Here is a 25,851-nt window from a genome sequence, read left to right on the forward strand (position 1 = left end):
GCTGACAAAACACCGCTCGGTCATGACGGCTAGCCTCCGGACAACGATTGCACGACATCGACCACGGCCGTGGCCGCGACCGGGTCGCTGAGCGACACGCGGTCGTCAATCTGGCGGCCATCGATGAAGGCCGCCATATGCCTGCGCAGCTTGCCATCGTCATCAAGGACATAGCCGCGCGCCTGTTCGTTGGTGCTGAAGTACGCGTCAAACACCTCGCGCAAGGTCGTGCCTTCGACATCGCGCGTCGGGCACTCGACGTGGCGCTGGATGTTGCGGGTGAACCGCACGGACGGCATGGGGTGATATTACAATGGGAAAAGCACGATGGTTCAATCACGATGGTTCAATCACGATGGTTCAATCACGATGGTTCAATCACGATGGTTCAATCACGATGGTTCAATCACGATGGTTCAATCACGACGGTTCAATCACGACGGTTCGACGTAGAACCCCCGTGTTTGAACTTCCGTGCTTGAACCTCCGTGCTTGAACCTCCGTGCTTGAACCACCATGATCATCCACCTCATTGACGGCACGTTCGAGCTCTTTCGCCACTTCTACGCCGTGCCGTCCGCGCACGATCGCAGTGGCATGGAAGTGGGTGCCGTGCGCGGGGTGCTGGCCTCAATTCGCGGCATGGTCAATGGCGGTGCGACGCACGTCGGGGTCGCCACTGATCACGTGATCGAGTCGTTTCGAAACGAACTCTACCCGGGCTACAAGACTGGCGAGGGCATTGAGCCGGCCCTGTGGGCGCAGTTTCCTTTGCTCGAAGAAACGCTGACCGCCTACGGTGTCCGCGTCTGGCCCATGGTCGAGTTCGAGGCCGACGATGCGCTCGGCGCGGCGGCGGTGAAGGCGGCGAAGGATCCGCGCGTGACGCAGGTGCGCATCTGCACGCCGGATAAGGACCTGGCCCAGTGCGTGCAGGGCACGCGCATTGTCCAGGAGGATCGACTGCGTCGCACCACTCGCGATGAGGCCGGCGTGATCGCCAAGTTCGGCGTGCCGCCCGCCTCCATCCCCGACTACCTGGCGCTCGTTGGCGACACCTCGGACGGCTATCCAGGCCTGCAAGGGTGGGGCGCCAAGTCGGCCGCGCTGGTGCTTGCGAAGTTCGGCCACATCGAGAACATTCCTGACGATGGCACGACGTGGGGCGTGAATGTGCGGGCCGGTTCGCTCGCCGCGACGCTGAAGCGAGATCGCGACAAGGCTCTGCTGTTCCGGCAGATCGCGACGATCCGGACCGACGTGCCCGTGTTCGAGACGGTGGACGAGTTGGAGTACCAAGGGCCGACGCCCGCGTTTGCGGCAGTCAAGGACCGGTTGGATTCAGCGAAGTCGGCGTAGCTATTGCCCGGGTCGGCAGCAATAGATAGTGCGATAGTGACCTGTGGCCCTGTATCTCGGATTCGACGCCGGCGCACAAAGCCTGGGCGCGATCGTCATCGAGATCGATGGCGACAATCGACGGACGCTCTTTGAGCACTCGCTGAATTTCGATCGCGACTTTCCCGAGTACGGCACCACGGCCGGCATCGTGCGCGGCGACGGACCGCACGAGATGCTGGCCTCGCCGCTGATGTGGGCGGACGCGCTGGATCGCATGATGTCGATCCTGGCGAGCGACGCCGGCATCGACATCGGGGCCATTCGTGCCATCTCTGGTGCAGCCCAGCAGCACGGCAGCGTCTACCTCAATCGCCGCGCCCGCGAGGCCTGGCGCGCGCTCGCCCACGATCGGCCACTGGTGCCCCAACTGGCCGGGACCCTCGCCCGCGGGTTGTCGCCAGTGTGGATGGACGGGTCGCGAGCCTTCGCGCGCTTCGCCGGCCCGCAGATCCGCAAGTTTCGCCAGACCAATCCCGGCGGCTACGACGCCACCACGCGCATCCACCTGGTCAGCTCGTTCATGGCCTCGCTGCTGATCGGCGCCGACGCACCGCTGGATCCGGGCGATGCGTCAGGCATGAACCTGATGGACATCCAGTCATCACGCTGGTCCGAGGCCGCGCTCGAGGCCACGGCGCCGGGGTTGGTCCTCAAGCTGCCAGAGATTCGCCCGTCGTGGACGATCGTCGGCACGCTGTCGAAGTACTGGCAGGATCGTTACGCGTTCCCTCCGGCCCAGGTCGTGGCCTGGTCGGGCGACAACCCCAGCAGCCTGGTCGGCACCGGCCTCACCGCCGAAGGCCACCTGGCCGTCTCGCTGGGCACGAGCGACAGCGTGTTCGGCTGTTCTCGCGAGCCGTGTCCCGGGGCCTCGCACGTCTTCGCGTCGCCGATGGGCGGGTATATGAACCTCGTGTGCTTTCGCAACGGCTCGCTGACGCGCGACTGGGTCAGGCGGACGCATCACCTGGACTGGAACGGCTTCTCGGCGGCGCTCGATCGCACACCGGCCGGCAACGATGGCGCCGTGATGTTGCCGTGGCTGGAAGCAGAGATCACGCCGCCGGTGGGATTCTCTGGCGTGCGGCGGTTTGGGTACGACGGCACCGATGCCGCTCGAGATGTACGAGCAGTTGTGGAAGGCCAGATGATGGCGATGGCGAACCACTCGGCGGTTATCGCCGGCGACCTCAGGAGGATCGTTGCGACCGGCGGCGCGTCCGTGAACGACGCGGTGCGGCAAGTGATGGCCGACGTGTTCGGCGCACCGGTTGACCGGTTGACCAGTGAGAACTCGGCGTGCCTCGGGGCGGCGCTCCGCGCGCTCCATGCCGACCGCCTGGCCAACGGCGAGCCGCTATCGTGGCCGAGCGTTGTGACAGGGTTCACCGATCCGCGCCAGGAAGAGCGCGTGCTGCCCAGGCTGGAGGCGGTCGAAGTGTATCGCGACCTGCGCGTGCGCTACGCGGAGCTCGAGCGCCTCCACCAGGGCCGGGCGCCTATCGGCTAACCCCGAAGGTAAACACGGTGCTGGTTTTGTACTCCTGGCCCGGCTGCAGCACCGTCGTTGGGAAGTTCGGCTGATTCGGCGAGTCAGGGTAGTGCTGCGTCTCGAGGCAGAAGCCGGCGCGGCGCTGGTAGACGTGGCCACCCTTACCCTTCAGCGTGCCGTCCAGGAAGTTGCCCGCGTAGAACTGGATGCCCGGCTCGGTGGTGGTGATCTCGAGCGTGCGGCCCGACACCGGATCCGTCGCGATTGCCGCCAGCTGCAAACCCTCGCCGCGTCGGTTCAGCACCCAGTTGTGATCGTAGCCCTGGCCGTGCGTGAGCTGCGGATGCGGCTGCGCGATGCGCGCGCCAACGCTGGTGGGCTGGCGAAAGTCGAACGGCGTGCCCTCTACGTCGGCGATCTCTCCTGTCGGGATCAGTGTGCCGTCCACCGGCGTGAAGCGGTCGGCACTGATCATCAACGTCTGGTTCAGGATGTCGCCCGAGCCGGCGCCGGCCAGGTTGAAGTAACTGTGCTGGGTCAGGTTGACCGGTGTCGCCTTGTCGGTGGTGGCGTGGTACTGGGCGACCAGCTGGTTGTGGTCGGTCAGCTCGTAGGTGACGCGCACCGTCAGGTTGCCCGGGTAGCCTTCTTCGCCGTCGGGACTGGTGCGCGTGAACGCCACGCCGTTCTTGCCGGCCAGTGGTGCGCCGGCCCAGACGTGCTTGTCGAATCCGCGGACACCGCCGTGCAGATGATTGGCGCCGTTGTTGGTGGCCAGCTTGTAGGTCTGGCCGTCGAGCGCGAAGCGGCCCTTGGCAATGCGGTTACCGTAGCGGCCGATGATCGCGCCGAAGTACGGGTGCTCCTTCAGGTAGCCGTCGATGCTGTCGAAGCCGAGCACGATGTCGGAGGTGACGCCGTTTCTGTCGGGGGTGGTGATCGACGTGATGATGCCGCCGTAGGTAATGGCCTGGACGGTCACGCCGTGGTCGTTCTTCAGCGTGAAGCACAGCGAAGATCCCCACGTCCTCATAGGGGGCAGCCTACCACGCGTCGCAACCTACGATGGCGCGGTCATCGGCCCGCGCTCAGGCCGCGGCGGCCAGTGCTTCCTGCACTCGCGTGAACTCGCGCTCGAGCGCGGCCACTCGCGCGACATCCATCGCGCCGGACGGTGCATGTTCGAGTTCGGAGCTGAGCAAGCTCATGTGGTTGGCGCCGATCGCGCCCGACATCCCCTTGAGGCTGTGCGCCGCCTCGCGCGCCGCGGTCTCGTTGCCGCCGGCCACCGCCCGGCGCAGCTTCGCGAAGCGATCGGTCGCGTCCTGAACGAACGCCAGGATCAGGTCGGCGACTGGATCGGGTCCACCTGGTTGCCGCCACTCGCGCACCATGTCGAGGACTGCCGGGTCCAGTGGCGGTGGTAATGCCGTGTCACTGGATGCTGCCGGCACCGCGACGGGCTGATCTGCTGTCATCGGCCGTTGCTCCGTTGTCATGAGGTTCATCGCGTGCGCGGTCATCGCCACGTCGTCTCGCCCGACCTGGCTTGTGCAAGCCATCTGCCACGGCCGGCGGGGAGCGCCGACGGGCTGATTCCCTCGGTAACAGACGGACACGAGATGCCGGGCGAGAACGGCGTGACCTGTGCGGAACTGCGCGGCCAGGCGGGCGCACACCCCTCCGCACGGTCTCCGGCTCACCGGGCTACTGGGAATGCGGCCGGAAGACGGGCGAAATGGGGCGAAACACACGGGTACGATTACTGCACGGCTCACCGGCGGTGCGATGGGCGGGACAGCACCGAGGAGAGGGTTCAATGACAGGCACGGGAGGGACCACGGCAGGTTTTGGGGCCAAATCAACGCTCAGACCAGACGCGGCGTTTGCCGCCTTCTTGTCGGGCCTGATGGCGCCGCCCGACGTCGCCTCGGTCGTGCGGCACGCCGATCAATACGGCGTGCTGCTCGTGGAAGCCGTCGTCGCGCTCGGCTTCATGAACGAAGCCAAGGCCTACGCCGCCCATGCCGAGTGGATGGGACGTCCATTCGTGGATCTGCACGACACCCCGCCCAACCCGACGGCGGCCCGCCTGCTACCCGAGCGCGTTTCGAGAGCGCGGCAAATTCTCGCCATCGCCCATGACAACCGGACCATGACCTACGCGTCGTCGTCGCTGTTCAACGACGAAGTCGATCGCGACGTCGCCTTCGCGTCGGGCCGCCGGCCTCAGATGGTCGTCGTGGCGAAGTCGCAGCTGGCCGACTCGCTCAACCAGTCGTACCGAACCGCCAACGACATCGAGAAGTTGCTCGACCGCATCCAGTTGAAGGAGCCCGTCAAGCCGATTGACGTGGCGACCTCCGGCGATCAGGATTCGCCGGTCATCGACTTGTGTAATCGGATCATTGCCGCTGCCATTGCCGCCGGCGCGAGCGATGTTCACATCGAGCCCTCGGCCAACGGCGCCCTCGTGCGCCACCGCGTCTGCGGGATCCTCGAGACGCTGTTGACGCTGCCGGCGAGCGCGGTTCGCGGCGTGACCAATCGCTTCAAGCTGATGGCCAAGACCGACATCGCCACCAAGATGAAGCCGCAGGATGGCGCGTTCCGGGTCGCGGTGGGCGCAGAGGTTGTGGACGTCCGGCTCTCGGCGTTGCCGACCATTCACGGCGAGAAGCTCGTGATGCGGGTCATCCAGGGCGGGTCGGCGGTGCTCGGCATCGACACCCTCGGTTACGACAACCAGGCCCAGCGCATGCTGATTGCGGCCCTGTCGAAGCCGGACGGCCTGGTGCTGTGCACCGGACCGACGGGCTGCGGCAAGACCACGGTGCTCTACGCCGCCTTGAAGTTCCTGCAGACCGGCCGGGTCAACATCGTGACGGTGGAGGATCCGGTCGAGCGCCAGGTCGAAGGCGTCACCCAGATCGCGGTCAACACGAAGTCCGGCACGTCGTTCGTGAACGTGCTGCGCAGCGTCATGCGCCAGGACCCCAATGTCATCATGGTCGGCGAGATTCGCGACAATGAAGTGGCCGAGATCGTCGGCCAGGCCGCCTACACCGGGCACCTCGTGTTGAGCTCGCTGCATACCATCGATGCGGCATCGGCGATCACGCGGCTGATCAATCTTGGGCTGCAGCCGTTCAAGGTGGCCGAAAGCCTCAACGCGATCGTTTCGCAACGCCTGCTTCGCAAGCTCTGCCCGTCGTGCCGCGTCACTAACGACGAGGCCACCGCGCTTCGGCTCGGCGCGCAGCACGGTGTGCCCAGCATCGGCGCCTCGGTCGGCCGCGGGTGCGATCGCTGCAAACAATCCGGCTACGCCGATCGCATCGCGGTCCCGGAGATCCTGGCGCCCGACGAGGCGCTGCGCACCGCCATCCGTAACGGTGCGGGCGCGGCCGAGATCAGGGGGGCCATGCGCACCTCCGGGAGCCCATCCATGCGCGAGACCGCGCTGGCCCTGGTGGCGCAAGGGGTGACGTCGATCGAAGAAGTCAACCGCGTGCTGACCGATCACAGTGACGAGGTGTCCTCAACCGGGTCGGTCCCTGCGGTCGCACCGGCGCCGGCGGTCCCGGCGGCTGCGGTCGTCATGGCGGTGGTGTCGGCCGAACCGGCGCCGCCCGCCGAACTGGTGCTGCCCGACCTACGGCCGATCATGCCGGCGCCGGCCGCGCCCCCGGCGATCGCTGTCTTGGGACCGCGGCCCCTGCCGAGCCGCCGCGTCCTCGTGACCGACGACGACCGCATGATCAGGCTGCTGGTCCGCATGCTTCTCGAGAAAGAGGGCTTCAAGGTGCTTGAAGCCGAAAACGGCGCCGTTGGGATGGAAACCGCGCGCCGCGAGAAGCCCGACCTGATGCTGGTCGACCTGCAAATGCCCGACATGGACGGGTTCCAGGTGATCCAGATGATGCGCGCCGATCCGGCGCTGTCGTCGATTCCGCTGGTGGTCCTGACGTCCGAGTCCGGCTCCGGCGTCGAAACCAAGGTGCTCGAGATGGGCGCCGACGACTACCTGACGAAGCCGTTCGAGCCCGAAGTGATGATTTCGCGCGTTCGCGCCGCGTTCCGCCGCGCGCAGCGGATCGCCGCGGCTTAGTTCCTCCTGGCGCCGAAGCCTTTGGCGAAGGCGGCCCTCGGTCCCAGCGATTGCCGCTGGGACCTTTTTCTCAGAATCCGTAGGGGCGGGCCTCAGCCCGCTCCTCATCACCCTGCCACACAAAACCCCACCACAGCGGCGTCTATGGAATGACGCGATGGCCGAGCGGCCCCTGAACGACCGGCGTTCGATCGTGGGCCGCCTCTACGACCAGCATGGCGCGTCACTCTACCGCTACGCCCTGCGGCGATGGCCGCGAAATACGGCGGCGACCAGGTGGAGATGACGTCCGCTCCCGTGGGCCTGGGCGCGGCGCTTCGGCGCCAGGCGCGGCAACGGCGAGCGAACGTCTACCTGTTTTCCCTCATGGTTCGTCCGGACGATTTAGTCAACCAACGCGCGTCGGTCGCGGCGCTTGCCGTCGAGCGCTACCGCCGCGATCACGCCGGCGCGCTTCCCGGCGCGCTGCAGGACCTCGTGCCGAAATACCTCGACGCGGTTCCCCAGGATCCGGTGACCGGACGGGCGTTGTTGTTCAAGAAAGACGTCGGCGTCTACACCATCGACAGTGTCGGCACCGACAAGCAGGACAACGGGGGCGATCTTGATTCCGAGTTGCTGCAGGTGATCAGGCAGGGCCACGGCCGACGAACTATCCGCGGTGCGGACCTCGGTGTCCGGGTGGTCCTCCGCTAGTACTCAGAGAAGATCCGCTGGATCTCGTTGCGGTCAGTCGTCTTCGTCAGCGCCAGCATCAACAGGTTCCGTTTAGCCAAGAATCTGGTTGAGCGCCAGGTGGCACGTTGCCGCAACTCTGTCTGGTGTCAGCTTGCGGTCTTGCGGGATCCGCACAGCCTCGCGAAGGATATCCGTGACTGAAAGGAATGTCGTGTCGGCCGCGTCGGACACCCGCTTCGCTGTCTTGGCGCCCAGGGTTGGCGCAAGCGACTTCTTCCAGAGGGCGGCAAGAGCCGGAAGCGCTCCGCCGAACAGCTCGATGGTGTCGTGGATGTAGAGCACGTCTTGCGCCTGCTTCGCGAGGGGTCGATGTTTCTGGATTAGTAGCTTCTGCACGATGAACGCGGCGGGGTTCGCGACCAGAACGTCAATGGGCCTCGGCAGCGGGACACCCTGGTCCGCACCTATCTTGATCGACCACGGCTGGATCAACAGCGGCTCGAGGTGCCGGAGTTTCTGAGCCGTGATGCCGCCCTTCGTCATGGTTACGTCGGGCTCACCGTTTCGCTTGGTCTCACTGCCCCGAAGCGGTGTCAGGAACTCCGCATAGAAGCCAGCCGCTTCGTCACCAAGGGTGTAGTGAGCCACCGGTGGTTTGTGTTCGCCTGAAAGCTCTTCGTTGAACCCAGAGGCCGCCAGGGCGGAACGGAGGTCGCCGTCGAGGGGTGCATCGGCTCCGAACGCCAGGTCGGTATCTAGAGTAAACAAGGGCGCGTAGTCGGGGATGCTGGCGAGAGGATGAAACCGATGAAGACGATGGGCCCAGCCGCCAACCAGCACGAGCTGAGCCCGCCACGGCTCGATTGCCTGGAGCAGGCGACCGAATGACTCGAGGTCCGTCACTTGCCCGCGCCCTCGACGACCGGCCGCAGCACCTTGCGGTAGATCAGCTCGGCCTGCTCTTCTCCTCGAGAGGGATGCGCCGCCACGTCGAGCCATACCTGAAGCACGTCGCAGCACGCGACATCCCGCTCATCCACCATTCCCCGGAACACCGACTTGGGAACAGACGCCTTTCGCACGATGACGTCCGGGCGCTCGCCCGGCACGACTGCTGCCAATCCGCTCCAGCTTCTCAGCTCGACGTCGGACAGTTTCGCCACGTAGACGTACGGCAGCACACCTTTGACGTGGCCAAGCTTCAGCGCGTCGGCTGCGGCAAACAGTGCGAGACAGCTCTCGTGACTCGAGACGAACTGGTGAAGCTGCGGCTCCACCGAACCGCGAATCAGAAACCGCATGGGCACTTCGCGGGGCATGGCCCGCCGCGACTCTGCCTGCCAGCGCCGGAACAGCTCGGCCCGGCGAACCAGGTTCAGGTATGGCGAGGACTCATCGACAAATCCTGCCTCGCGAAGCTGTTCGTGAAATCGAAAGGCGCTCATGACCGAAACGTCGGCAGCCTTTGCCAGCTCAGAGACGTTGCGATACCGGCCTCGAGGCGCCGAGAGCAGGCGCTCGTCAATCTCTCGAGCCAACAACACTTTCAGCATCCATTGATTGAGATCCGAAAAGAGATTGGGCGCCCCGCCAGCCGATCGGCTTGGACTGACTCGGACAATGTTCGGGTTGAGATTCATCTCCTCCAAACCTGCGCCGACAAAGAAGCGGAGACCGGCCTCGCTGACAATTCCAATAGCGACGTCATTGGCGTAGTTCTTCGCGAACAGTCCGATTTGGCTGACGAGCGACGGGGAGGCATCGCGGACGTGGACCACCGCCAGGGGATTCACCTTCAGCGCCGCGGCATAGGCGCGTGCTTGGAGAATGGCGTGGGAGAGAAGCGGGATGACCCGGTCGCCGCGCCCCTCAGAATGGGCTTTCACTTCAACGACGAAGGCTTGGCGGCCCCGCTTAACCAGAAAGTCGGGTGCGTACGGACCAGCATCCAGGTGGCGTTGGACCTTCCAGCCATGAGCGCTAAATAGCTCTGCAACAAGGTCTTCGGCCTTGGGCTCGGCTCGCCACGGTGCGTCGATAGGCTGCATAGGCGTATTACCATGGCCATGGTAATTATTATGGCCATGTTTATTAACACGGCCATGTTAACACCCCCGGCCGGGTTCGGCAAGCTCGGCTCCGAACCAAGTTGACGCAGCGTCCTAATACTCGCTGAACATCCGCTGAATCTCGTTGCGGTCGGTCGTCCTGGTCAGCGCCAGCATCAGCAGGATGCGCGCCTTGACCGGGACGTGATCCTCGCCGGCCACGCTGAACTGCCGGCGGCGGCGCTGCGCCTCGTTGACCTGCGCACCCGCCGGGAAGTCACCGCGCGGCGGCGCAATGCGGCCGCTGCCGGTGCGCGTGCTGGTCACCACGAACACGCCCTTCTCGGCCGCGTAGGCCAGGCCCTCGTTCTGGGTGCCGCTGGTCGCGCCGGCGCCGGCCACCGCGATCACGATGCCCTTGGCGCCGTTATCGACCGCCGCCTTGATCATGTCGCCGGACGCGCCCTGGTAGACCATGATGACGTCCACGCGCGGCAACTCGGTGACCTTCGACAGGTCGAACTCGACCCGCTCGTTGGTGCGCTGGGTGATCTGGTTGAAGAACACCACCCGGTCGCGATCGACGACGCCCAGTTGGCCGTACTCGCGGCTGCGAAACGTTTGCAGCCGCAGCGCATCGGTCTTGGTGACGTTGCGTGCCGAATTGATCTCGTCGTTCAACACCACCAGCGCGCCCTTGTTGCGCGCGGCCGGGTCGGCCGCGACCCGCACGCCTTCGAGCAGGTTGGCCGCGCCCTCGTATCCAAGCGTGCTGGGGTTGCGCATGGAACCGACGACCACCACCGGCCGCGGGTCGCGGACGGTCAGGTGCAGGAAGAAGGCCGTCTCTTCCAGCGTGTCGGTGCCACTGGTGACGACGATGCCGGCGATGTCCTTGTCTTTCGCGTACAGGTCGTTGATGTGCTTGGCGAGATCCAGCCACTGCTTGAGCGTCAAGTTACTGCTGGCCACGTTCGCGAACTGCTCGAACGTGAGACGGGCATACCGCTCGACGCCCGGCATCGACTTGGCCAGTTCCTCGGCCGTCAGCCGGCCGCCGTCGCGGTTCGAAATGGTGCCGCCGGTCGCCACGAAATGGACACGGGGCAGCGTGGTGGCCGCGGGTTGGGCGAAGAGCGGCGCCGCGCCAGGCCTCAGGCACACCAGCGCCATCGCCAACAGCAACGCCGGACGAAAGACGAGTCGGATCATGGGTAGATTATGTATTGGCCGGGGCCGCGCCGGACACGAGAGACAGCCAATTGCCGAGCTCCCGGGCCGCGTCCTCCGCCGTCTTGCCATAAAACGGCATCATCGACGTCTGGATGCCCGGCCGCCGGACGATCTGCGCCCGCCAGCGCTCGGCCGCCACCAGTGACACTTCAATCTGGTACGTGCGACCGGCGATCTGCTGTTCGAAAAGTTGATTGGGCACGTGGGAGGTGACGATTGTATGTCGTTGGCGAAACGGATCAAGCGAAGCGGGGCGCGAAAGCGGCCGGCCGCAGTGTTTGGGTGCCTGGATCAGAGGGACATTCGCCCAGAGTTTATTTTCCGTGTCGCGTCATCCACAGTTTTTCGACCGTTCGTCCACAGGATTTCCACAAGGCGATAAACTAGCCGCACTCGTGATCCTCCGCTGGACTCTGATTCTCGCCGCGTTTGCGATGCCGGCTGCCGTAGAGGCGCAGACGCCGGCCAGCCGCGTGTTGTTCCGGGTGTTTCTCTCGGATGGGCGTGTCCTGGCCAGCTACGGCGAGTGGGCGCGAGTTGACGATCGCGTGATTTTCTCGATTCCCACCCGGCTGAGCGGCGATCCGGTCGAGTTGCACCTGGTGAACATCGCGTCGGGCCGCGTCGATTGGCCGCGGACTGAGCTGTACGCAGAATCGGTGCGCGCCGTGGCCTACGCCGAAACCAGGGGTGAGGCTGATTTCGCCCGCTTCAGCAGCGAAATGGCCAAGACCCTCAACGAGGTGTCGCGGATTGCCGACCCGGGCGTGCGCCTGGCCACCGCCGAGCGCGCCCGGCAGTCGCTGGCCGAATGGCCCGCCTCGCACTACGGCTACCGCATCGGCGAAGTCCGCCAGTCGCTCGACGTGCTCGACGAGATCATCTCGCAGCTGCGCGTCGCCGTCGGCCAGACCCGTTTCGACCTGGCGCTCAGCGCGCCGCTGGCCGTGCCGCCGCCGCCACCCTTGCCGCCGCCGACCGACGCCGAGCTGGTGGAGCAGTTGGTGGCCGCCGCCTCGCTCGCCGAATCACCGGCCGAGCGAATCACGCTGCTGCAATCGGTGATGCGCCTGCTGGATCGCGCGGTCGGCCTGTTGCCCGACGCGTGGGCCCGGCGTGTCCGTGGCTCGGTCGGTGTGGACCTCGAGCACGAACGACAGGTTGAGCGCGCCTATACCGTGCTGCGGCAGCGCACCCTCGAAACCTCCGCCAGGCTGGCGCGGCAGGGCGATCGCCGCGAGTTCGAGAAGCTGCGCGAGCAGGTGATCGCCGAAGACCACCGGCTCGGTGGCGCACGGGCCGGCGAGATTTCCGCGTTGCTCGCGACTATCGATCTGCAGGCCAATGGCGCCACCGAAGCCCGCGAAACCCGCAAGGAATGGGAGAAGCGCGAGCAGACCTATCGCCGCTACCGCCGCTCGATGAACGGTTCCTTCAACGTGTTCCGCGACGCGACCGTCAGCCTCCACCAGGTGCGGACACTGGCGGGCCCGCCGCTCCATACCCTCGAGGCGATCGCCAAGCGCCTGGCGTCGGCCGGCGTGAAGATTGGCAAGGTCACGCCGCCTGCCGACCTGGCCAACGGACACGCGCTGGTCCGCAGCGCCTGGGAACTGGCCGAGACGGCGCTGCGCCTGCGCCGCGAATCGGTATCGAGCAACAGCATCGACAGCGCGCAGCGCGCCTCGTCTGCGGCGGCCGGCGCGCTGATGCTGTATCAGCGCGCGCGCGCCGATCTCGCGGCGGCGATGGCGCCGCCGGCCGCCAAGTGATCACCCCCCGCCGTACCCGGCTCCTGCGCGCGGCCGGCCTCGACGGCTTTCGCGCGCACCTCGCCGAGCTGGTGCGCGTCGCCCCGGGCGGCGCCGACAGCTTCCTGCTGGTGCCGACCGCGGCCGCGGGCGAGCAGCTGCGCCGCACCTTGCGCGCCCGGCTTGGTGACGCCGTTGCCATGCCGCCGATCGGCACCCGCGCCGAACTGTACGAGCGGCTCCTGGCGCGGCTGCGGCCCGATGCCCGCACGCTGTCGGGATTCGAACGCGAAGCCCTGATCGCCGCCGCGGCGCGCGAGGCCGAGGACGCCGGCGTGCCGCCACCGTTTCATGTCCGGCCGGCGCTCGTCGCCGAGATGCTGGCCCTCTATGACTACCTGCGCCGGCTGCAACGTTCGGTCGATGACTTCGACCGCCTGCTGACCGGCGAGCTCGAGCCGGCCGCCGATTCCGACCAGGGCGCCGCGCAACTGCTCGAGCAGACGCGCTTCCTGACGGCCACGTTTCGCGGCTACGAATCGCGATTGCTCGACACCGGCCTTCTCGACGAACACGCCGCGCGCGCGTTGCTGATTGACACGCGGGCGGCGGCGCCGCTGCGGCACGTGGTGATCACCGTTGGCGATCGGCCGCTCGATCCGGACGGCCTGTGGCCGGCCGACGTGGTGATGCTCACGAGCTTGCCCGGCCTCGAGGCCATCGACGTGGTGGCGACCGACGCTACCCTCGAGGCGGGCTACCTCGATCGTCTTCGGCTCGCGTTCGTCGGCATCGAGGAAACCGAGTCGTCTTTGCTTGCCGCCCCGGCGCCAGCCATCGTCGTGCCCGCAGGCACCCCTCGATTCGCCCCTGGGGCTCGCTCAGGGCAAGCGGCAGGCGAGCTGCCTTTTGCCCTGGAGTATCGCGATCGCGAGGAAGAACTCGAAGGCGTGGCCCGGCGGCTGAAGGCCGACCGCCGATCGGGCCGTCACGTGGCTCTCGAGCAGACCGCCCTGGTGGTTGCGCGGCCGCTGCCGTATCTCTATCTCGCCCGCGATGTGTTCCAGGGCGCCGGCGTGCCGTTCGAGGCGCTCGATACGTTGCCGTTGGCGGCCGAACCGTACGCCGCCGCCGTCGATGTCGCCATGGAGTGCGTGGCCGCCGGCTTCACCCGCCGCGCCCTTGTCGCGCTGCTGCGCTCGCCGCACTTCCGCTTCGTCGCCGGCGATGCCGGCGACGCCGACGTCGGCCGCGATGCGATTGCCGCGCTCGACGTCACGCTCGCCGAACAGCGCTACCTGGGCGGCCTGGATCGTCTGGCCTCGCTGGCCGACTCGTGCCGCGGGACGGCGCAACCGGCCTTTGCCGCCGCGCTCGCCGCCGGCACACTGTTGTCGCCTCTGGGCGAGTCGCACCCCATGGTCGAGCACGTGGACCGGTTGCGGGCGTTTCTCGATCGTCACGATCGTCCGCAGCCGGGCAACGACCGTCGCGACCGCGTCCGCGCCGCGGTCACGCTGGCCCTGGCGGGACTGGGCGAGGCGTACCGGCGTCACGATCCCGGCGCCAGCGGCACCATCACCGATCTCTCCGCCGCCGTTCGGCGCTGGCTCGGCGCCCAGACCTTTGCCCTCCGCACCGGCGAAGGCGGTCTCCAGATCCTCGATCGCCAGGCGGCCCGTTTTGCCGATGTTGACGATGTGCAGGTGATGGGGCTGGTGGAGGGGGAGTGGCCCGAGCGGCCGCGGCGCAACATCTTCTATCCGCAATCGCTGCTCGCGCAGTTGGAGCCGGCCCGCCCCGATCGCGTGGCGCTTCACCAGGAACGCGACCTGGTGCGGTTTGCGCGCGCGTCGTTCCACGACTTGCTGATGTCCGCGCGGCACCGCGTCCGCGTCTCGACGTTCGCGCTCGAGTCTGACGCGGTGGTCGAGCCGTCAGCGTTTCTCGACGACTTGCCCACGCTGGGACTGTCGCGCGAGGTGTCAACGCTGGATCCAACCGTCCAGGTGTTTGCCTACGAAGCGCTGGCGGCCTTGAAGGAAGGCGTAGGGCCTGCCGTAGGGGCTACCGTAGGGCCGCACTTTAGTGCGGCCGTAACCAAATGGGCCCACGTCCGCGCCGGTGGCGCCGTGCGGGAACGTGCCCGCTTCGAGGGCGAGGCGGGGCCGTGGGTGTTGCCCCGCGTCAGCGTCAGCCGCCTCGAGCGGTATCTGAAGTGCCCGTTCCAGTTCTACGTGACCAACGTGCTGCAGGTAGACGAGGAGCCGGAGGACGAGAACACGCGCTCGCCGCTCGTCCGCGGCCGCTTCCTCCACGAGCTGTTCGAGACGTTCTTCCACGAGTGGCAAGCGCGCGGCCGCGGCCGCATTACCGCGGCCGACATGGCCGAGGCGCGGGCGCTGTTCGTCGAGATCTGCGAGCCGGCGCTGGCGTCGCTGTCGCCGGCCGAGGCCGGCCTCGAACGGGCGCGGCTGTATGGGTCGGCGGTCGGTTCCGGCATCGCCGAGCGGGTGTTCGCCATGGAAGCCGAGCGCGGCACTGCGATCCGCGAACGGCTGATGGAGTTCGAGCTCGACGGCGAGTTTGCGTTCACGGGCGAAGACGGCGCCAGTCGCACGGTGCGGCTGCGCGCGAAGATCGATCGCGTGGACGTGCTGGCCGACGGCACCTTTCGCGTGATCGACTACAAGACGAAGTACGTGCCCGACCGCCGCATCGCGTTGCAGCTGCCGATCTACAGCGCCGGCGTGCGCGCGCGGTTGTCGGCCGAACGCGGCGCCGGCCTCACCGCCAGCGAGGCCATGTACCTGTCGTTCGAAGGCCCACAGGCGGTGATGCCGCTCAAGGAAACCGGCAAGTCGTTCGACGAGCTGGTGACGGCCGCCGAGCACCGGCTGGTGCAGGCGCTCGACGACATTGCCGCCGGGCACTACCCGCCGCGGCCCGAGACCCGCAACCTCTGCGGCATGTGCGCCTTCGTGGCGGTGTGCCGCACGCCGGGCGGCCTGCCTGCCGAGCCGGGGGCCCACGATGAGTGATCAGCCCCGCCTGCAATTCGAGCCGGAGGAGACCGCCGACGATCGCGCGCGGCGGATGGCGGTCGATCCGGCGCGCAACGTCGCGCTCGAAGCCTCAGCCGGCACCGGCAAGACGCGCGTGCTCGTCGATCGCTACGTCCGCCTGCTCGAAGTCGGCGTTGCGCCGCGCAACATTCTCGCGATCACCTTCACGCGCAAGGCCGCGGCCGAAATGCGCCAGCGCGTCATGGCCACGCTGCGCGAACGCCACCGGCTGGGCAGCCTGACCGGCGATCGCTGGCGCGAGATCCGCGATGCTTTCGGCGACATCTCCATCAGCACCATCGACGCGTTCTGCCTGTCGTTGCTCCACGAGTTTCCGCTGGAGGCCGGGGTCGATCCGGGTTTCGACCTCGCCGACGAAACCGAAACGCCGCGATTCGTCGAGTCGTCTTTGGATCGCGCGCTGGCGGTCGGACGCGGCGTCTCGCTCGGCGATCCGGACGTGGCGCTGCTGCTCACCGAATTGGGCGAGCCGCGGCTGCGCAAGGGACTCGCGGCGCTGCTCGATCGCCGGCTGGTCGCCTGGGACGCGCTCAATCGCTTCCTGCGCGGGCGCGATGTCACGGCCGAGGCGGCGTGCCTGCGGCTGCTCCAGACACTGCGTGCCGCGATTTCCTCGGTCGGCGGCGCCGCGGCGTTTCGCGCCTGCGGCCCGGCCGCGCCCGGCTTCGACCTGGTCGCGTACGACGTGGACCAGATCATGGCCGAGCCGCCACCATCGCCGGCGCGGCTGCGAGGCACGTTGGATCGAGTGGCCGACCTGGTGCTGACCAAGGACGGCGGACCGCGGAAGCGGCTGAAGCACAAGAAGGCCGACTACCGCTCGGCGGCTGATTACGAACGCCACAAGGTGGTGGTGTTCGGCCTCGGCCCTCACGTGGAGCGCGCGTCGGCGGCGTTTCGCCATGACCTCAACATCGTGCTCGCCCGCGGCGTCAGGCGTCTGTTCGCGATTGCGCAGGACGAATACCGCCGCACCCTCGACAAGCACGGTGTGCTCGATTTCCCCGATCTGCTGGAGCGCACCCTGAAGCTGCTTGGGCAGATGGAAGAGTTCTCGCGCAGCCGCTACCGGCTGGAATCGCGGTACGAGCACGTGCTCGTCGACGAGTTCCAGGACACGAGCCGCGCCCAGTGGCAGCTGGTCCGCGAATTGGTCCGCGCCTGGGCGGCCGGCGAGGGCATGGTGCACGGCCCCATCCCCCCCTCCATCTTCATCGTCGGCGACCGCAAGCAGTCGATCTACGGCTTTCGCGACGCCGAGGTCACGGTGCTCGACGCGGCCGGCCGCTTCATCGAGGCCCTGCGGCCCGAGACACCCTCGCGCGCGGCGATCACCCGCAGTTACCGATCGGTGCAGGAGCTGCTGGCGTTTGTGAACGACGTGTTTGCCGACGTGGAGAAGGCGCTGGATCGGCCGGATGCGTTCCGGTACGGCGAAGATGACGTGTTCCCGCTCGTGGACGAGGGCCCGCGCGGCGCGGATGCGGTGGGCGTGGTGGTTGCCGACACCGATGCGGCCCAGGCCGAGGCGGTGGCCGACGAGATTGCGCGGCTGTTGATTGCCGGCGTGACCGTGCGCGACCGCCAGACCGGCGTGCGGCGCGCGGTGCAGCCGGGCGACATCGGCCTGCTGTTTCGCACGCGCGAGGGCCACGCGCTGTTCGAGGCCGCGCTGGCGCGCGGCGGCGTGCCGTTCTACGTCTACAAGGGCCTGGGATTCTTCGACGCGGATGAGGTCAAGGACGTGCTGGCGCTCGTCGCGTACCTGGCCGAGCCGGGATCGAACCTGCGCGCGGCGGCGTTCTTGCGATCGCGGCTCGTGCGGCTGTCGGACGAGGCGTTGAAGCTACTGGCGCCGGGGCTGGCCGGCGCAGTGACGGCCGCCGAACCGCCGCCGGCAGCGGCCGAGCTGGCGCCCGACGATCGCGAACGGCTGCTGCTGGCGCGCGACAGCGTCGGCGCGTGGATCGCGATGGCCGACCAGCTGCCGCCGGCCGAGGTCGTGGACCGGGTGCTGGCCGAGGCGGCGTACGCGGTGGAGATTGGCGGCCCGGGCTTCGCGCAAGCGCGTGAGAACCTGAAGAAAGTACGGGGCCTGATTCGCCGCATCCAGAACCGCGGGTACGCCACGCCTGGGCGACTGTCGGACTACTTCGCCGAACTGGCGGCCGGTGGCGACGAGTCAAACGCCATCATCGATGCCGCCGATGCCGTGAACCTGATGACCGTGCACGCGGCCAAGGGGCTCGAGTTCCCGGTGGTGTTCGTCGTGAACATTGGACGTGGCAGCGGCGGCGGACGAGACGACATTCGCGTGGTGGCGCCGGCGTTTGTCGATGATGAGAGGGAGGCGGGCGAGGCGTCGGTGAGCGTGAGCGATCACCAGAGCGACAGCGATCGCGACGCCGACGAGCGGGACCGGGAGGAAACCAAGCGCCTGCTTTATGTGGCGCTGACGCGGGCCCGGGATCGGCTGTATTTGTCGGGAACGGCGGTGGGCGGCCAGCTGGTCCTTCAGCGCGGCTCGCTGGGGCGGATCCTGCCGGCGTCCCTGATGACCGCTGCTACGACCGGGCTGGACCCTGAATTCGTGTGGCAGGGCCACTCGGCCGCGCACCGGATTCGGCGCGTCCCGGCGGCCGGTCCGGCGCCGCGCACCTGGCGGTTGCCGCGACTGGCGGACGAAAGACTGGCCGACCTCGAACCATTCGAGGCACGTAAAGACGTCCAAAGCCGCTAAAGCGCGTTAGGGAGGCCCGATTTGCGTTGCGTAGGCCGAAGGCATCCCATACAATTTTGAAGGATCAAGGAGCGTATTTACGTGCCACTGACGTGTTCGGCCTGCGGGAACACCCGCAAATTTCTCGTGAAAACGCTGCAGATGCACGTAGTGCAGCTCGACGACACCCGCGTTGAAGTGTCGGAAGAAAGCAAGCCCGGCGTGATCGAAGTGCTGTGCGACGAGTGCGAAACCGCGCTCAACTTCGAGGAAGTCGAGGACTCGATTCGCAAGGAAGTGCTCCTCACCCTCGGCGCCCGCTAGGTGTCCGGCTGATCGCCGGCTTCCGCCTCTTCGAAATAGTCGCACTCCGGACAGACCCACTCGCGCACGGTGGCCTTCACATCCTGTGAAGTTCCCGGTACGCGAGTGATGGTGTCCCGCGTCACCAGGCGCATAAACTCGGCGCACATCGGACACTCCTTCGGCATGCGCGCATCGTAATCCGCGCCGCTTGTCCTTGACAACCTCAGGGCCCAACCCTATCGTGAGGCCAGGGTGTTTCGTCCACATCGATTCCACGCGTCGCGCCTCGCGCTCGAAACGCTCGTGCCTCACGAGCGCGCGTACCGCCGCTCGTTGAGCGACGAAGTCGCGATCGACTTTCCGTCCTCGCGCGCAGCGGCCGAATTGTTCCGTCGCGATCACGGCGAGGCCGGCGCCGAGCGAGCCACCGCCGCGCACATCACGATTTCGCAGTGCCAGGCCGGCACCGGCGCGATGGTGCCGCTCGAAGTGCGAGTGCCGCGCACCTGCGCCAGCTGCGGCGGCCGCGGCGAAGTGTGGAGCGAGCACTGTAGCGAGTGCGACGGCGAGGGCCAGGAACTGCACACGCAGCGGCTGACCGTGGCGGTACCGAGTGGCGTGCTCGACGGCGATCGCTTCAGCTTCAGCGTGTCACTCGCCCGGGGTCCGCGCACGCGCGTGGATGTGCGCGTCGCGGTCATGGCGTGAAGCGCCACGTCGATTTCCTCGCCACGCTGTATTTGACCTGGGGCGGCATCTTCACGCTGGTCGCGCTGGCCGGGTTCGCGTTGGCCGGCGGCGCGTTTGCGATCGCCCGCTCCGACGGCCCGGTGCGCTTCAGTTCAGAGATGGCGGCGAGCCTGACCGCCGTGACCATTGGCTCGATCTCGCTGATCGCCCTGGTGTGGGGCGCGCTGCATCTCGTGGTCGGGCGGACCCTGCGCCGCTATCGCCCGTCGGCGCGGTTGATGGCACTGGGACTCGCGGTGGGCAACCTGGTGCTGCTGCCGTTCGGCACCGCGCTCGGAGCGTATGCGTTCTGGGTGTTGCTAAACGAAGAGGGACGGCGGCTGTTCGAGGGTGCCTAGGGTGCCTAGAGTGCCTAAGGTGCCTAGGGTGCCAAAGGTGCGGGGTCTTTGGTGCCGGAGGGGGTCCAGGGACCGCAGCGGAAGACGCGTCTGATGGCCATCACGCCGCCGCGAGCAATCCCGTATCTCTTGATCACCGCTTCACCGTAATGGCTGCACGTCGGTTCGAAGCGGCAGTCGACGCCCATGCGACTGTAGAGCGGCGACAGCGTGGCCTGGTAAAGGTGAATGCCGCCGACCGCGGCGTGGGTGGTCAGCTGTGAGGCCGGCGGGCGATTGAGGTCGACCGCGATCGCGGTGACCGTCACCGCAATCGCGATCCAGAGTTTGCGCTTCAGAACTTTTCCGCGAACTCGCTCAGGCCGGGGATGATTAACCGGCCGCCGTTCACGCCCTTGATCATGGCCATGATGTGGAGAGCCAGCTGGGCCAGCGCCAGCAGGGGGGTGATCAGCGCGAAGATGCAACCCATGGGTCCGAGGGCGACGAGCACGAAGTTCAACACCACCCACACGACGAGCTCGGCCACCATCAGCACGATGCCGTGCTTGGCGTGCCACTGCACCTCCTTGTCGTCCTTCTCCGTGAGCAGCGGGACCAGTGCCAGCAGCCACAGGTACGACAACACGATCATGACATTGCGATTGCTCGACGGTGCGCTACCGGGCGACGTGTCGGCCATCTGATATCTCCTTCACCATGGGGGAAGCGCGGGAACTGGGCCGAGTTTATCAATTTCACCCGCATGGTAAGCTGAATTTCTTATGACATCGGAATTGGTCCTGGCGGCGCTCAGGGGCGTCCACGACCCCGACCTGCAGACCGACATCGTGTCGCTCAAGTTCGTCAAGCACGTCGAGGTCGCCGACGGCCGCGCTGCCTTCACGATCGAATTGTCGAGTCCCTCGGTGGCCGCCCGGGACCAAGTGCGCGAGCGCGCCCTGGCCGCGGTGGCCGCGGTGCCCGGCATCACCAGCCTCGACGTGACCATGGCGTTTTCGGTGCGCTCGGCCTCGGCGCCCGAACACGGCAAGCCGCCCCTGCCCGGCGTCAAGAACGTGATCGCGGTCGGCGCCGGCAAGGGCGGCGTCGGCAAGACCACCGTGGCCGTCAACCTGGCCGTGTCGCTCTCGAAGCTCGGCGCCAAGGTCGGCATTCTCGACGGCGACATCTACGGGCCCAACGTCCCGATCATGTTCGGCCTGCAGGCGCAGCTGCAGATGGACGGCAAGATGATCCGGCCGGCCGAGAAGTACGGCATCCAGATCGTGTCAATGGGCTTCCTGGCCCAGGACGAAGCGCCGATGATCTGGCGCGGGCCGATGCTGCACAGCGCCATCCAGCAGTTCTGCCGGGACGTGGCGTGGAAGGAACTGGATTACCTGATCGTGGACATGCCGCCCGGCACCGGCGACGTCGCGCTGTCGCTCAGCCAGACCGTGCCGGCGGCCGGCGCCATTGTCGTGACCACACCGCAGCAGGTGTCGCTCGCCGACAGCAAGCGTGCCGTGCGGATGTACCAGAAACTCAACATCCCCACGCTCGGCATGGTCGAGAACATGGCCTTCTACGAGTGCACCAGCTGCCACCACGAGGCCGACATCTTCGGGCACGGCGGCGGCGAGCAAATGGCCCAGCAGCTCGAGGTGCCGTTCCTGGGCCGCCTGCCAATCTACCAGCCCATTCGCGTCGGCGGCGATCGCGGCATCCCGCTGGTGATTGCCGAGCCCGAGAGTGTCGCCGCCAAGGCGTTCACCGCGCTGGCCGAGGCGACCGTGATTCAGATCGCCGTGGCGGCGCAGAAGAACGCCGTGACGCACAAGGGCAAGATCCCACTCGTGCAGGTCAAGTGAACTGACACTGCCGGGGACGGCACTCCTTGCCGGGGCGGCACCTCTTGACGGGGTTGCACTCCTTGACGGGGATCCCGTCAAGCGACAACGCCCCTTCAGATGGTGTCTCCCCGTCCAGTGTCGGCTCCCCGTCAGGCTCGATTCAGCCTCGCCATAGCCCAGGCTCCAAGCAATGGTCCCGGGACGAGCAACAGCGACGCCCATTGCCAGCCCACGGCCTCCGCGAGGCGCGGGAGCAATTCGATCGTCACCATCGTCAACAGAAAGCCGACGCACGTCTGCATCGTCAGCGCGGTGCCGACGTGTTCCTTCGGCGCGTGTTCGCTCACGAGCGCCGAGAACTGCGCCGAGTCGGCGACCACGGCAAAGCCCCACACCATGACCAGCGCGTAGAGCCAGAACGGCGTGCCGCCGAAGGTGACGACGGTGAGGGCGGCGCAGGCGGCGCTGGCGAGCATGGCCCACATGGCGATGCGCGCCTTGCCGAAGCGATCGGCGAGGTAGCCGGCCACGCCGCAGCCGGCCGCGCCGCTGCCAATGGCGAGGAACGCGGCGACCGAGGCGGCCGCGCTCGCATTGGTCAGTCCCGACGCGGTGAAGCTCGCCGCCGCGAAGACCGCGATCCACGTCCACATGGCGTAGAGCTCCCACATGTGGCCCAGGTAGCCGAACGTGGCCAACCGCGCGCCGCGGCTGGCGAGGATCTTCCGGATCGCATGCGGGTCGAATGGCGCGGTGGCGGCGACATACGGGCCGTCGCGCACGACCGCCAGCACGAGGACCCCGCCGATGGCGGCCAGCGCCGACGCCAGCAGCATGGGCTGTTGCCAGTTGCTGCCGAACAGCGCCGTCAGCAGATGAGGGACGGCCTTGCCCAGCGTGAGCGCGCCGATCAGCAGGCCGAGCGCAAAGCCGCGCCGCTCGCGAAACCAGCCGGCCGCGATCTTCATACCCGGCGGATAGACCAGCGCCAGCGACGCGCCCGTGAGAAAGCGGAGCGCAATCACCGACCAAGAGCCGGGTGCCACGATCACGGCCGCGTTGGCGGCCGCGCCCGCGAGCGCCCCCGCGAACATCAGCGTGCGCGGGTTCAGGATGTCGGCCAGATTGCCGAGCGCGCTGGCGAGCGTGCCGGCCACGAAGCCCGCCTGCACAGCCATGGTCAGCCACGCGGCGTGACTGGATGGCATGTCGAACTCGCGGACCAGCAGGGGCGTCACCGCCGTCGCCGAAAACCACAGCGTCATCCCGAGGAACTGGGCCAGGGAAACGACCCCGAGCATGGTCCACGGGGATGACATAATCAGAACAAGTCTCCCGCCTTCGCCAAGGCTACGGCGGGGCAAGCCCGACTCCCGACTCCCGACTCCCGACTCCCGACTCCCGGCCCGATCAAGATGCAGATACCGTATACCAAACGCACCCTTTCGAACGGCCTCGACGTGATCGTGCATGAGGATCATCAGCTGCCAATGGTGGCGGTGAACTTGTGGTACCACGTCGGCTCCAAGAACGAACGCCCCGGCCGCACCGGCTTCGCGCACCTGTTCGAGCACCTGATGTTCGAGGGCTCGGCGCACCACGACCACGGCTACTTTCCGCCCATGCAGCGGGCCGGCGGACTGATCAACGGGTCAACGAGCACCGATCGCACCAACTACTGGGAGGTCGTGCCCACGGGATCCCTCGAACTCGCGTTATGGATGGAATCCGATCGCATGGGCTACCTGTTGCCCGCGCTGACCGAGGAGAAGTTCACCAACCAGCGCGAGGTGGTCCTGAACGAGCGCCGGCAGAACTACGAGAACCGGCCGTACGGCATGGCCGGCATCGCGCTGTCGTCGGCGATGTTCGCGCCCGACCATCCGTATCACTGGCCGACCATCGGCGCGCCCGAGGACTTACGGGCGGCGACGCTGCAGGATGTGCACGCGTTCTTCCAGGCGTTCTACCACCCGGCCAACGCCTCGCTGGCGCTGGCCGGCGACCTCGCAACCGAACAGGCTTTTGACCTGGCCGAGCGGTTCTTCGGCGATTTGCCGGCCGGGCCGGTGCCAGCCCCGGTGCGCGCCGACGCCGCGCTGGCGGCGAGCGCCAGCCTCGTACTCGAGGACCGCGTGGAGCTGCCGCGCCTCTACCTGGCCTGGCACTCGCCGGCGATGTTCGCCGACGACGACGCGGGGCTCGACGTGGCGGCCGACGTACTGGCGCACGGCAAGACCTCGCGGTTGTACAAGCTCCTGGTTTACGAACGCCGCGTGGCCACCGACGTGTCGGCGTACCAGCAGTCGCGGGAGATCGGCGGCATGTTCCAGGTGGCGTGTACCGCCGCCGCCGGCGTGTCGCTGGCCGAACTCGAGGCGGCCATTCGCACAGCGGTGACGCAGATTGCGACCGGCGGCCCGACGCCCGCCGAGATGGAACGCGCGCTGGCGCAGACCGAGGCGCAGTTCCTGTATCGCCTTCAGACCATTGGCGGCTTTGGCGGCAAGTCGGATCAGCTGAACGCGTACAACACCTATCTCGGCGATCCCGGCTACTTCGCTCGCGATCGGCAGCGCTACGAGACGATTACGGCCGACGAGGTTGCGGTCGCCGCGCGGCGCTGGCTGCAAGATGCGCCGTCGGTGGCCCTGAGCGTTGTCCCGCGAGGCCGCCGCGAGTTGGCGTTGCCTGGCGCGGTCGAGGTGCACGTCTCATGAGCCCCGTCGATCGCAGCCGGTTACCGGTTCCCGGTCCGGACCGGCCCTTTCATTTTCCACGCATCGCCCGGCGCACGCTGGCCAACGGCCTTGAACTGCGCGCCGTGACGCACAGCTCGGTGCCCGTCACTGCGATTGTGCTGCTTGTGCCCGGCGGCTCCTCGGCGGATCCGGCCGACCGCCACGGTCTGGTCTCGATCACCTCCGGTCTCCTCGACGAAGGCAGTCGCGGCGAGTCGGCGCTCGAAGTGGCCGATCGCCTCGCCCGCATCGGCGGCGATCTCGATCTCGAAGTCGGCGCCGACGCGGTCGTGGTGTCGCTCACGACGCTGGATCGATTCAGCGAAACCGGCCTGTCGATGGTCCGCGAGATCGTCTCGGCGCCGAATCTGGCGGCCGACGACTTCAACCGCATTCGCAACCTGCGGCTCGAGCGCCTGCGCCAGATGAAGGACCACGCCGGCGCCATGGCCGAACGCGCGTTCGCGCGGGTCCTGTATGACAGCCATCCGTACGGCCACCTCGGTCTTGGCACCACCGCCTCGCTGACCGCGACCACCGTGGACGAGACGCGCCTGCTGCACGCCGCGTTGTTCGCGCCGGCCGGCTCGACGCTCGTGATCGTCGGCGATCGTCCGGCCGAGGAACTGTTGGACCTGGCCGCCGCCGCCTTTGGCGAGTGGCGCGCCGCCGCCTCGACGATGACGGTCGATCGCGGCGCGGCGCTGGCGGCGCCGCCGGCCATGCCGCTCACGAGGCTCGGCGTCGTCTCGCGGCCCGGCGCGGCGCAGTCGGAGTTGCGCATCGGCCACGCCTGCGCGCCGCGGGCCACGCCCGACTATCACGCGTTGTTGATGCTCAACACGATCCTGGGCGGGCAGTTCGTGAGCCGCATCAACCTCAATTTGCGCGAGGCGAAGGGCTACACCTACGGCGTGCGCACCGGCTTCGACCTGCGGCGCGGCATCGGCCCGTTCGTCATGCAGACCAGCGTGGGCACCGACGTGACGGTGCCGGCGATCCGCGAGGCCCTGAACGAGATTCGCGACATCGCCGCGACCCGCCCGCCGACCGCCGACGAGCTGTCCATGGGGTTTGCCACGGTCAGCAAGGGCTACCCGCGCGGTTTTGAGACCGCCACCCAGGTGGCGCGGTCGGTGGCGCAACTGGCCCTGCATGGCCTGCCCGACACCTACTTCGAGGACTTCGTCCCACGCCTGGCGCAGGTGACGGCGGACGAGGTCAGCCGTGTTGCAGAAAAATACCTGGACCTGGCCAGAATGACGACGGTGATTGTCGGCGACTTGGATAAAATGTTGGGCTCACTGCCTGAACTCGGGCTCGGCCCGCACCAGGTCCTGACGCCCGAAGTCTGAAAGACGC

At 67.3% G+C, this 25,851-nt stretch carries 24 protein-coding genes; 13 read left to right on the forward strand and 11 right to left on the reverse strand.

Features of this window, described 5'->3' with window-relative positions; all coding sequences use genetic code 11:
* Positions 1–29: 29 nt before the first annotated feature.
* Positions 30–299 carry a MoaD/ThiS family protein gene (locus tag Q8T13_18660; GenBank protein MDP3719787.1) on the reverse strand — a complete coding sequence of 90 codons (270 nt, stop codon included), beginning with the start codon at positions 297–299 and terminating at the stop codon, positions 30–32.
* Between the two features lie 217 nt (positions 300–516).
* Here Q8T13_18660 and Q8T13_18665 point away from each other — a divergent pair, with 217 nt between their 5' ends.
* Entirely contained in the window at positions 517–1,359 is an 843-nt protein-coding gene (locus Q8T13_18665; GenBank protein MDP3719788.1) for a 5'-3' exonuclease H3TH domain-containing protein, read from the forward strand.
* Between the two features lie 43 nt (positions 1,360–1,402).
* Positions 1,403–2,911, forward strand: a complete 1,509-nt coding sequence (locus Q8T13_18670) for an FGGY-family carbohydrate kinase (GenBank protein MDP3719789.1) — start codon at positions 1,403–1,405, stop codon at positions 2,909–2,911.
* Here the strand turns inward: Q8T13_18670 and Q8T13_18675 are convergent.
* Together Q8T13_18675 and Q8T13_18680 are read right to left on the reverse strand one after the other, a co-directional pair.
* Positions 2,901–3,926 carry an aldose epimerase family protein gene (locus Q8T13_18675; GenBank protein ID MDP3719790.1) on the reverse strand — a complete coding sequence of 342 codons (1,026 nt, stop codon included), beginning with the start codon at positions 3,924–3,926 and terminating at the stop codon, positions 2,901–2,903. The two genes, Q8T13_18670 and Q8T13_18675, sit on opposite strands and share 11 nt — an antisense overlap.
* 55 nt (positions 3,927–3,981) lie before the next feature.
* Positions 3,982–4,371 carry an Hpt domain-containing protein gene (locus Q8T13_18680; protein MDP3719791.1) on the reverse strand — a complete coding sequence of 130 codons (390 nt, stop codon included), beginning with the start codon at positions 4,369–4,371 and terminating at the stop codon, positions 3,982–3,984.
* 341 nt (positions 4,372–4,712) lie between these two features.
* On the opposite strand from Q8T13_18680, the gene Q8T13_18685 reads away from it, so the two are divergent.
* Positions 4,713–7,004 carry an ATPase, T2SS/T4P/T4SS family gene (locus Q8T13_18685; protein ID MDP3719792.1) on the forward strand — a complete coding sequence of 764 codons (2,292 nt, stop codon included), beginning with the start codon at positions 4,713–4,715 and terminating at the stop codon, positions 7,002–7,004.
* A 249-nt stretch (positions 7,005–7,253) separates the two neighbouring features.
* Positions 7,254–7,700 carry a hypothetical protein gene (locus Q8T13_18690; GenBank protein ID MDP3719793.1) on the forward strand — a complete coding sequence of 149 codons (447 nt, stop codon included), beginning with the start codon at positions 7,254–7,256 and terminating at the stop codon, positions 7,698–7,700.
* A 72-nt stretch (positions 7,701–7,772) separates the two neighbouring features.
* On the opposite strand, the gene Q8T13_18695 is transcribed toward Q8T13_18690, so the two are convergent.
* The 4 genes from Q8T13_18695 to Q8T13_18710 form a co-directional block, all read right to left on the reverse strand.
* Positions 7,773–8,585, reverse strand: coding sequence for a GSU2403 family nucleotidyltransferase fold protein (locus Q8T13_18695; GenBank protein MDP3719794.1), 813 nt, complete (start codon positions 8,583–8,585; stop codon positions 7,773–7,775).
* The gene (locus tag Q8T13_18700) at positions 8,582–9,730 is read right to left on the reverse strand and encodes an RpiR family transcriptional regulator (GenBank protein ID MDP3719795.1); all 1,149 of its coding nucleotides are present in this window, start codon (positions 9,728–9,730) and stop codon (positions 8,582–8,584) included. The genes Q8T13_18695 and Q8T13_18700 overlap by 4 nt, the downstream gene beginning before the upstream one ends.
* Positions 9,731–9,844: 114 nt before the next feature.
* A complete protein-coding gene (locus tag Q8T13_18705; protein MDP3719796.1) occupies positions 9,845–10,942 on the reverse strand; it encodes an asparaginase in 1,098 nt (365 codons plus the stop codon).
* A gap of 7 nt (positions 10,943–10,949) precedes the next feature.
* Positions 10,950–11,165 carry a hypothetical protein gene (locus tag Q8T13_18710; GenBank protein ID MDP3719797.1) on the reverse strand — a complete coding sequence of 72 codons (216 nt, stop codon included), beginning with the start codon at positions 11,163–11,165 and terminating at the stop codon, positions 10,950–10,952.
* Positions 11,166–11,358: 193 nt separating this feature from the next.
* On the opposite strand from Q8T13_18710, the gene Q8T13_18715 reads away from it, so the two are divergent.
* From Q8T13_18715 to Q8T13_18730, 4 genes are all read left to right on the forward strand, one after another.
* The gene (locus Q8T13_18715) at positions 11,359–12,735 is read left to right on the forward strand and encodes a hypothetical protein (GenBank protein MDP3719798.1); all 1,377 of its coding nucleotides are present in this window, start codon (positions 11,359–11,361) and stop codon (positions 12,733–12,735) included.
* On the forward strand, positions 12,732–15,755 hold the full coding sequence (locus Q8T13_18720) for a PD-(D/E)XK nuclease family protein (protein ID MDP3719799.1): 3,024 nt from the start codon (positions 12,732–12,734) through the stop codon (positions 15,753–15,755). Before Q8T13_18715 ends, Q8T13_18720 begins: the two co-directional genes overlap by 4 nt.
* The gene (locus Q8T13_18725) at positions 15,748–18,540 is read left to right on the forward strand and encodes a UvrD-helicase domain-containing protein (protein ID MDP3719800.1); all 2,793 of its coding nucleotides are present in this window, start codon (positions 15,748–15,750) and stop codon (positions 18,538–18,540) included. Before Q8T13_18720 ends, Q8T13_18725 begins: the two co-directional genes overlap by 8 nt.
* 126 nt (positions 18,541–18,666) lie before the next feature.
* On the forward strand, positions 18,667–18,843 hold the full coding sequence (locus Q8T13_18730) for a hypothetical protein (protein ID MDP3719801.1): 177 nt from the start codon (positions 18,667–18,669) through the stop codon (positions 18,841–18,843).
* Here Q8T13_18730 and Q8T13_18735 read toward each other — a convergent pair.
* Positions 18,840–19,010, reverse strand: a complete 171-nt coding sequence (locus Q8T13_18735; GenBank protein MDP3719802.1) for a hypothetical protein — start codon at positions 19,008–19,010, stop codon at positions 18,840–18,842. The genes Q8T13_18730 and Q8T13_18735 overlap by 4 nt on opposite strands.
* A 67-nt stretch (positions 19,011–19,077) precedes the next feature.
* On the opposite strand from Q8T13_18735, the gene Q8T13_18740 reads away from it, so the two are divergent.
* Together Q8T13_18740 and Q8T13_18745 are read left to right on the forward strand one after the other, a co-directional pair.
* Positions 19,078–19,533, forward strand: coding sequence for a hypothetical protein (locus Q8T13_18740; protein MDP3719803.1), 456 nt, complete (start codon positions 19,078–19,080; stop codon positions 19,531–19,533).
* Entirely contained in the window at positions 19,530–19,913 is a 384-nt protein-coding gene (locus Q8T13_18745; GenBank protein ID MDP3719804.1) for a hypothetical protein, read from the forward strand. The genes Q8T13_18740 and Q8T13_18745 overlap by 4 nt, the downstream gene beginning before the upstream one ends.
* Before the next feature lie 23 nt (positions 19,914–19,936).
* Here Q8T13_18745 and yidD read toward each other — a convergent pair whose 3' ends face one another.
* Both yidD and Q8T13_18755 read right to left on the reverse strand, forming a co-directional pair.
* A complete protein-coding gene (gene yidD / locus Q8T13_18750) occupies positions 19,937–20,170 on the reverse strand; it encodes a membrane protein insertion efficiency factor YidD (GenBank protein ID MDP3719805.1) in 234 nt (77 codons plus the stop codon).
* 77 nt (positions 20,171–20,247) lie between these two features.
* Positions 20,248–20,595, reverse strand: coding sequence for a hypothetical protein (locus Q8T13_18755; protein ID MDP3719806.1), 348 nt, complete (start codon positions 20,593–20,595; stop codon positions 20,248–20,250).
* An 82-nt stretch (positions 20,596–20,677) separates the two neighbouring features.
* Here Q8T13_18755 and Q8T13_18760 point away from each other — a divergent pair, with 82 nt between their 5' ends.
* A complete protein-coding gene (locus tag Q8T13_18760; protein MDP3719807.1) occupies positions 20,678–21,766 on the forward strand; it encodes an Mrp/NBP35 family ATP-binding protein in 1,089 nt (362 codons plus the stop codon).
* 131 nt (positions 21,767–21,897) lie between these two features.
* Here the strand turns inward: Q8T13_18760 and Q8T13_18765 are convergent, their stop codons facing one another.
* Complete coding sequence (locus Q8T13_18765) at positions 21,898–23,067, reverse strand: MFS transporter (protein MDP3719808.1); 1,170 nt, start codon at positions 23,065–23,067, stop codon at positions 21,898–21,900.
* Positions 23,068–23,163: 96 nt separating this feature from the next.
* Here Q8T13_18765 and Q8T13_18770 point away from each other — a divergent pair, with 96 nt between their 5' ends.
* On the forward strand, positions 23,164–24,468 hold the full coding sequence (locus tag Q8T13_18770) for a pitrilysin family protein (protein MDP3719809.1): 1,305 nt from the start codon (positions 23,164–23,166) through the stop codon (positions 24,466–24,468).
* The gene (locus tag Q8T13_18775; GenBank protein MDP3719810.1) at positions 24,465–25,844 is read left to right on the forward strand and encodes a pitrilysin family protein; all 1,380 of its coding nucleotides are present in this window, start codon (positions 24,465–24,467) and stop codon (positions 25,842–25,844) included. Before Q8T13_18770 ends, Q8T13_18775 begins: the two co-directional genes overlap by 4 nt.
* The last annotated feature ends 7 nt before the right edge of the window (positions 25,845–25,851 follow it).

The organism is Acidobacteriota bacterium, assembly GCA_030697165.1.
Classification (GTDB): domain Bacteria; phylum Acidobacteriota; class Vicinamibacteria; order Vicinamibacterales; family UBA2999; genus 12-FULL-67-14b.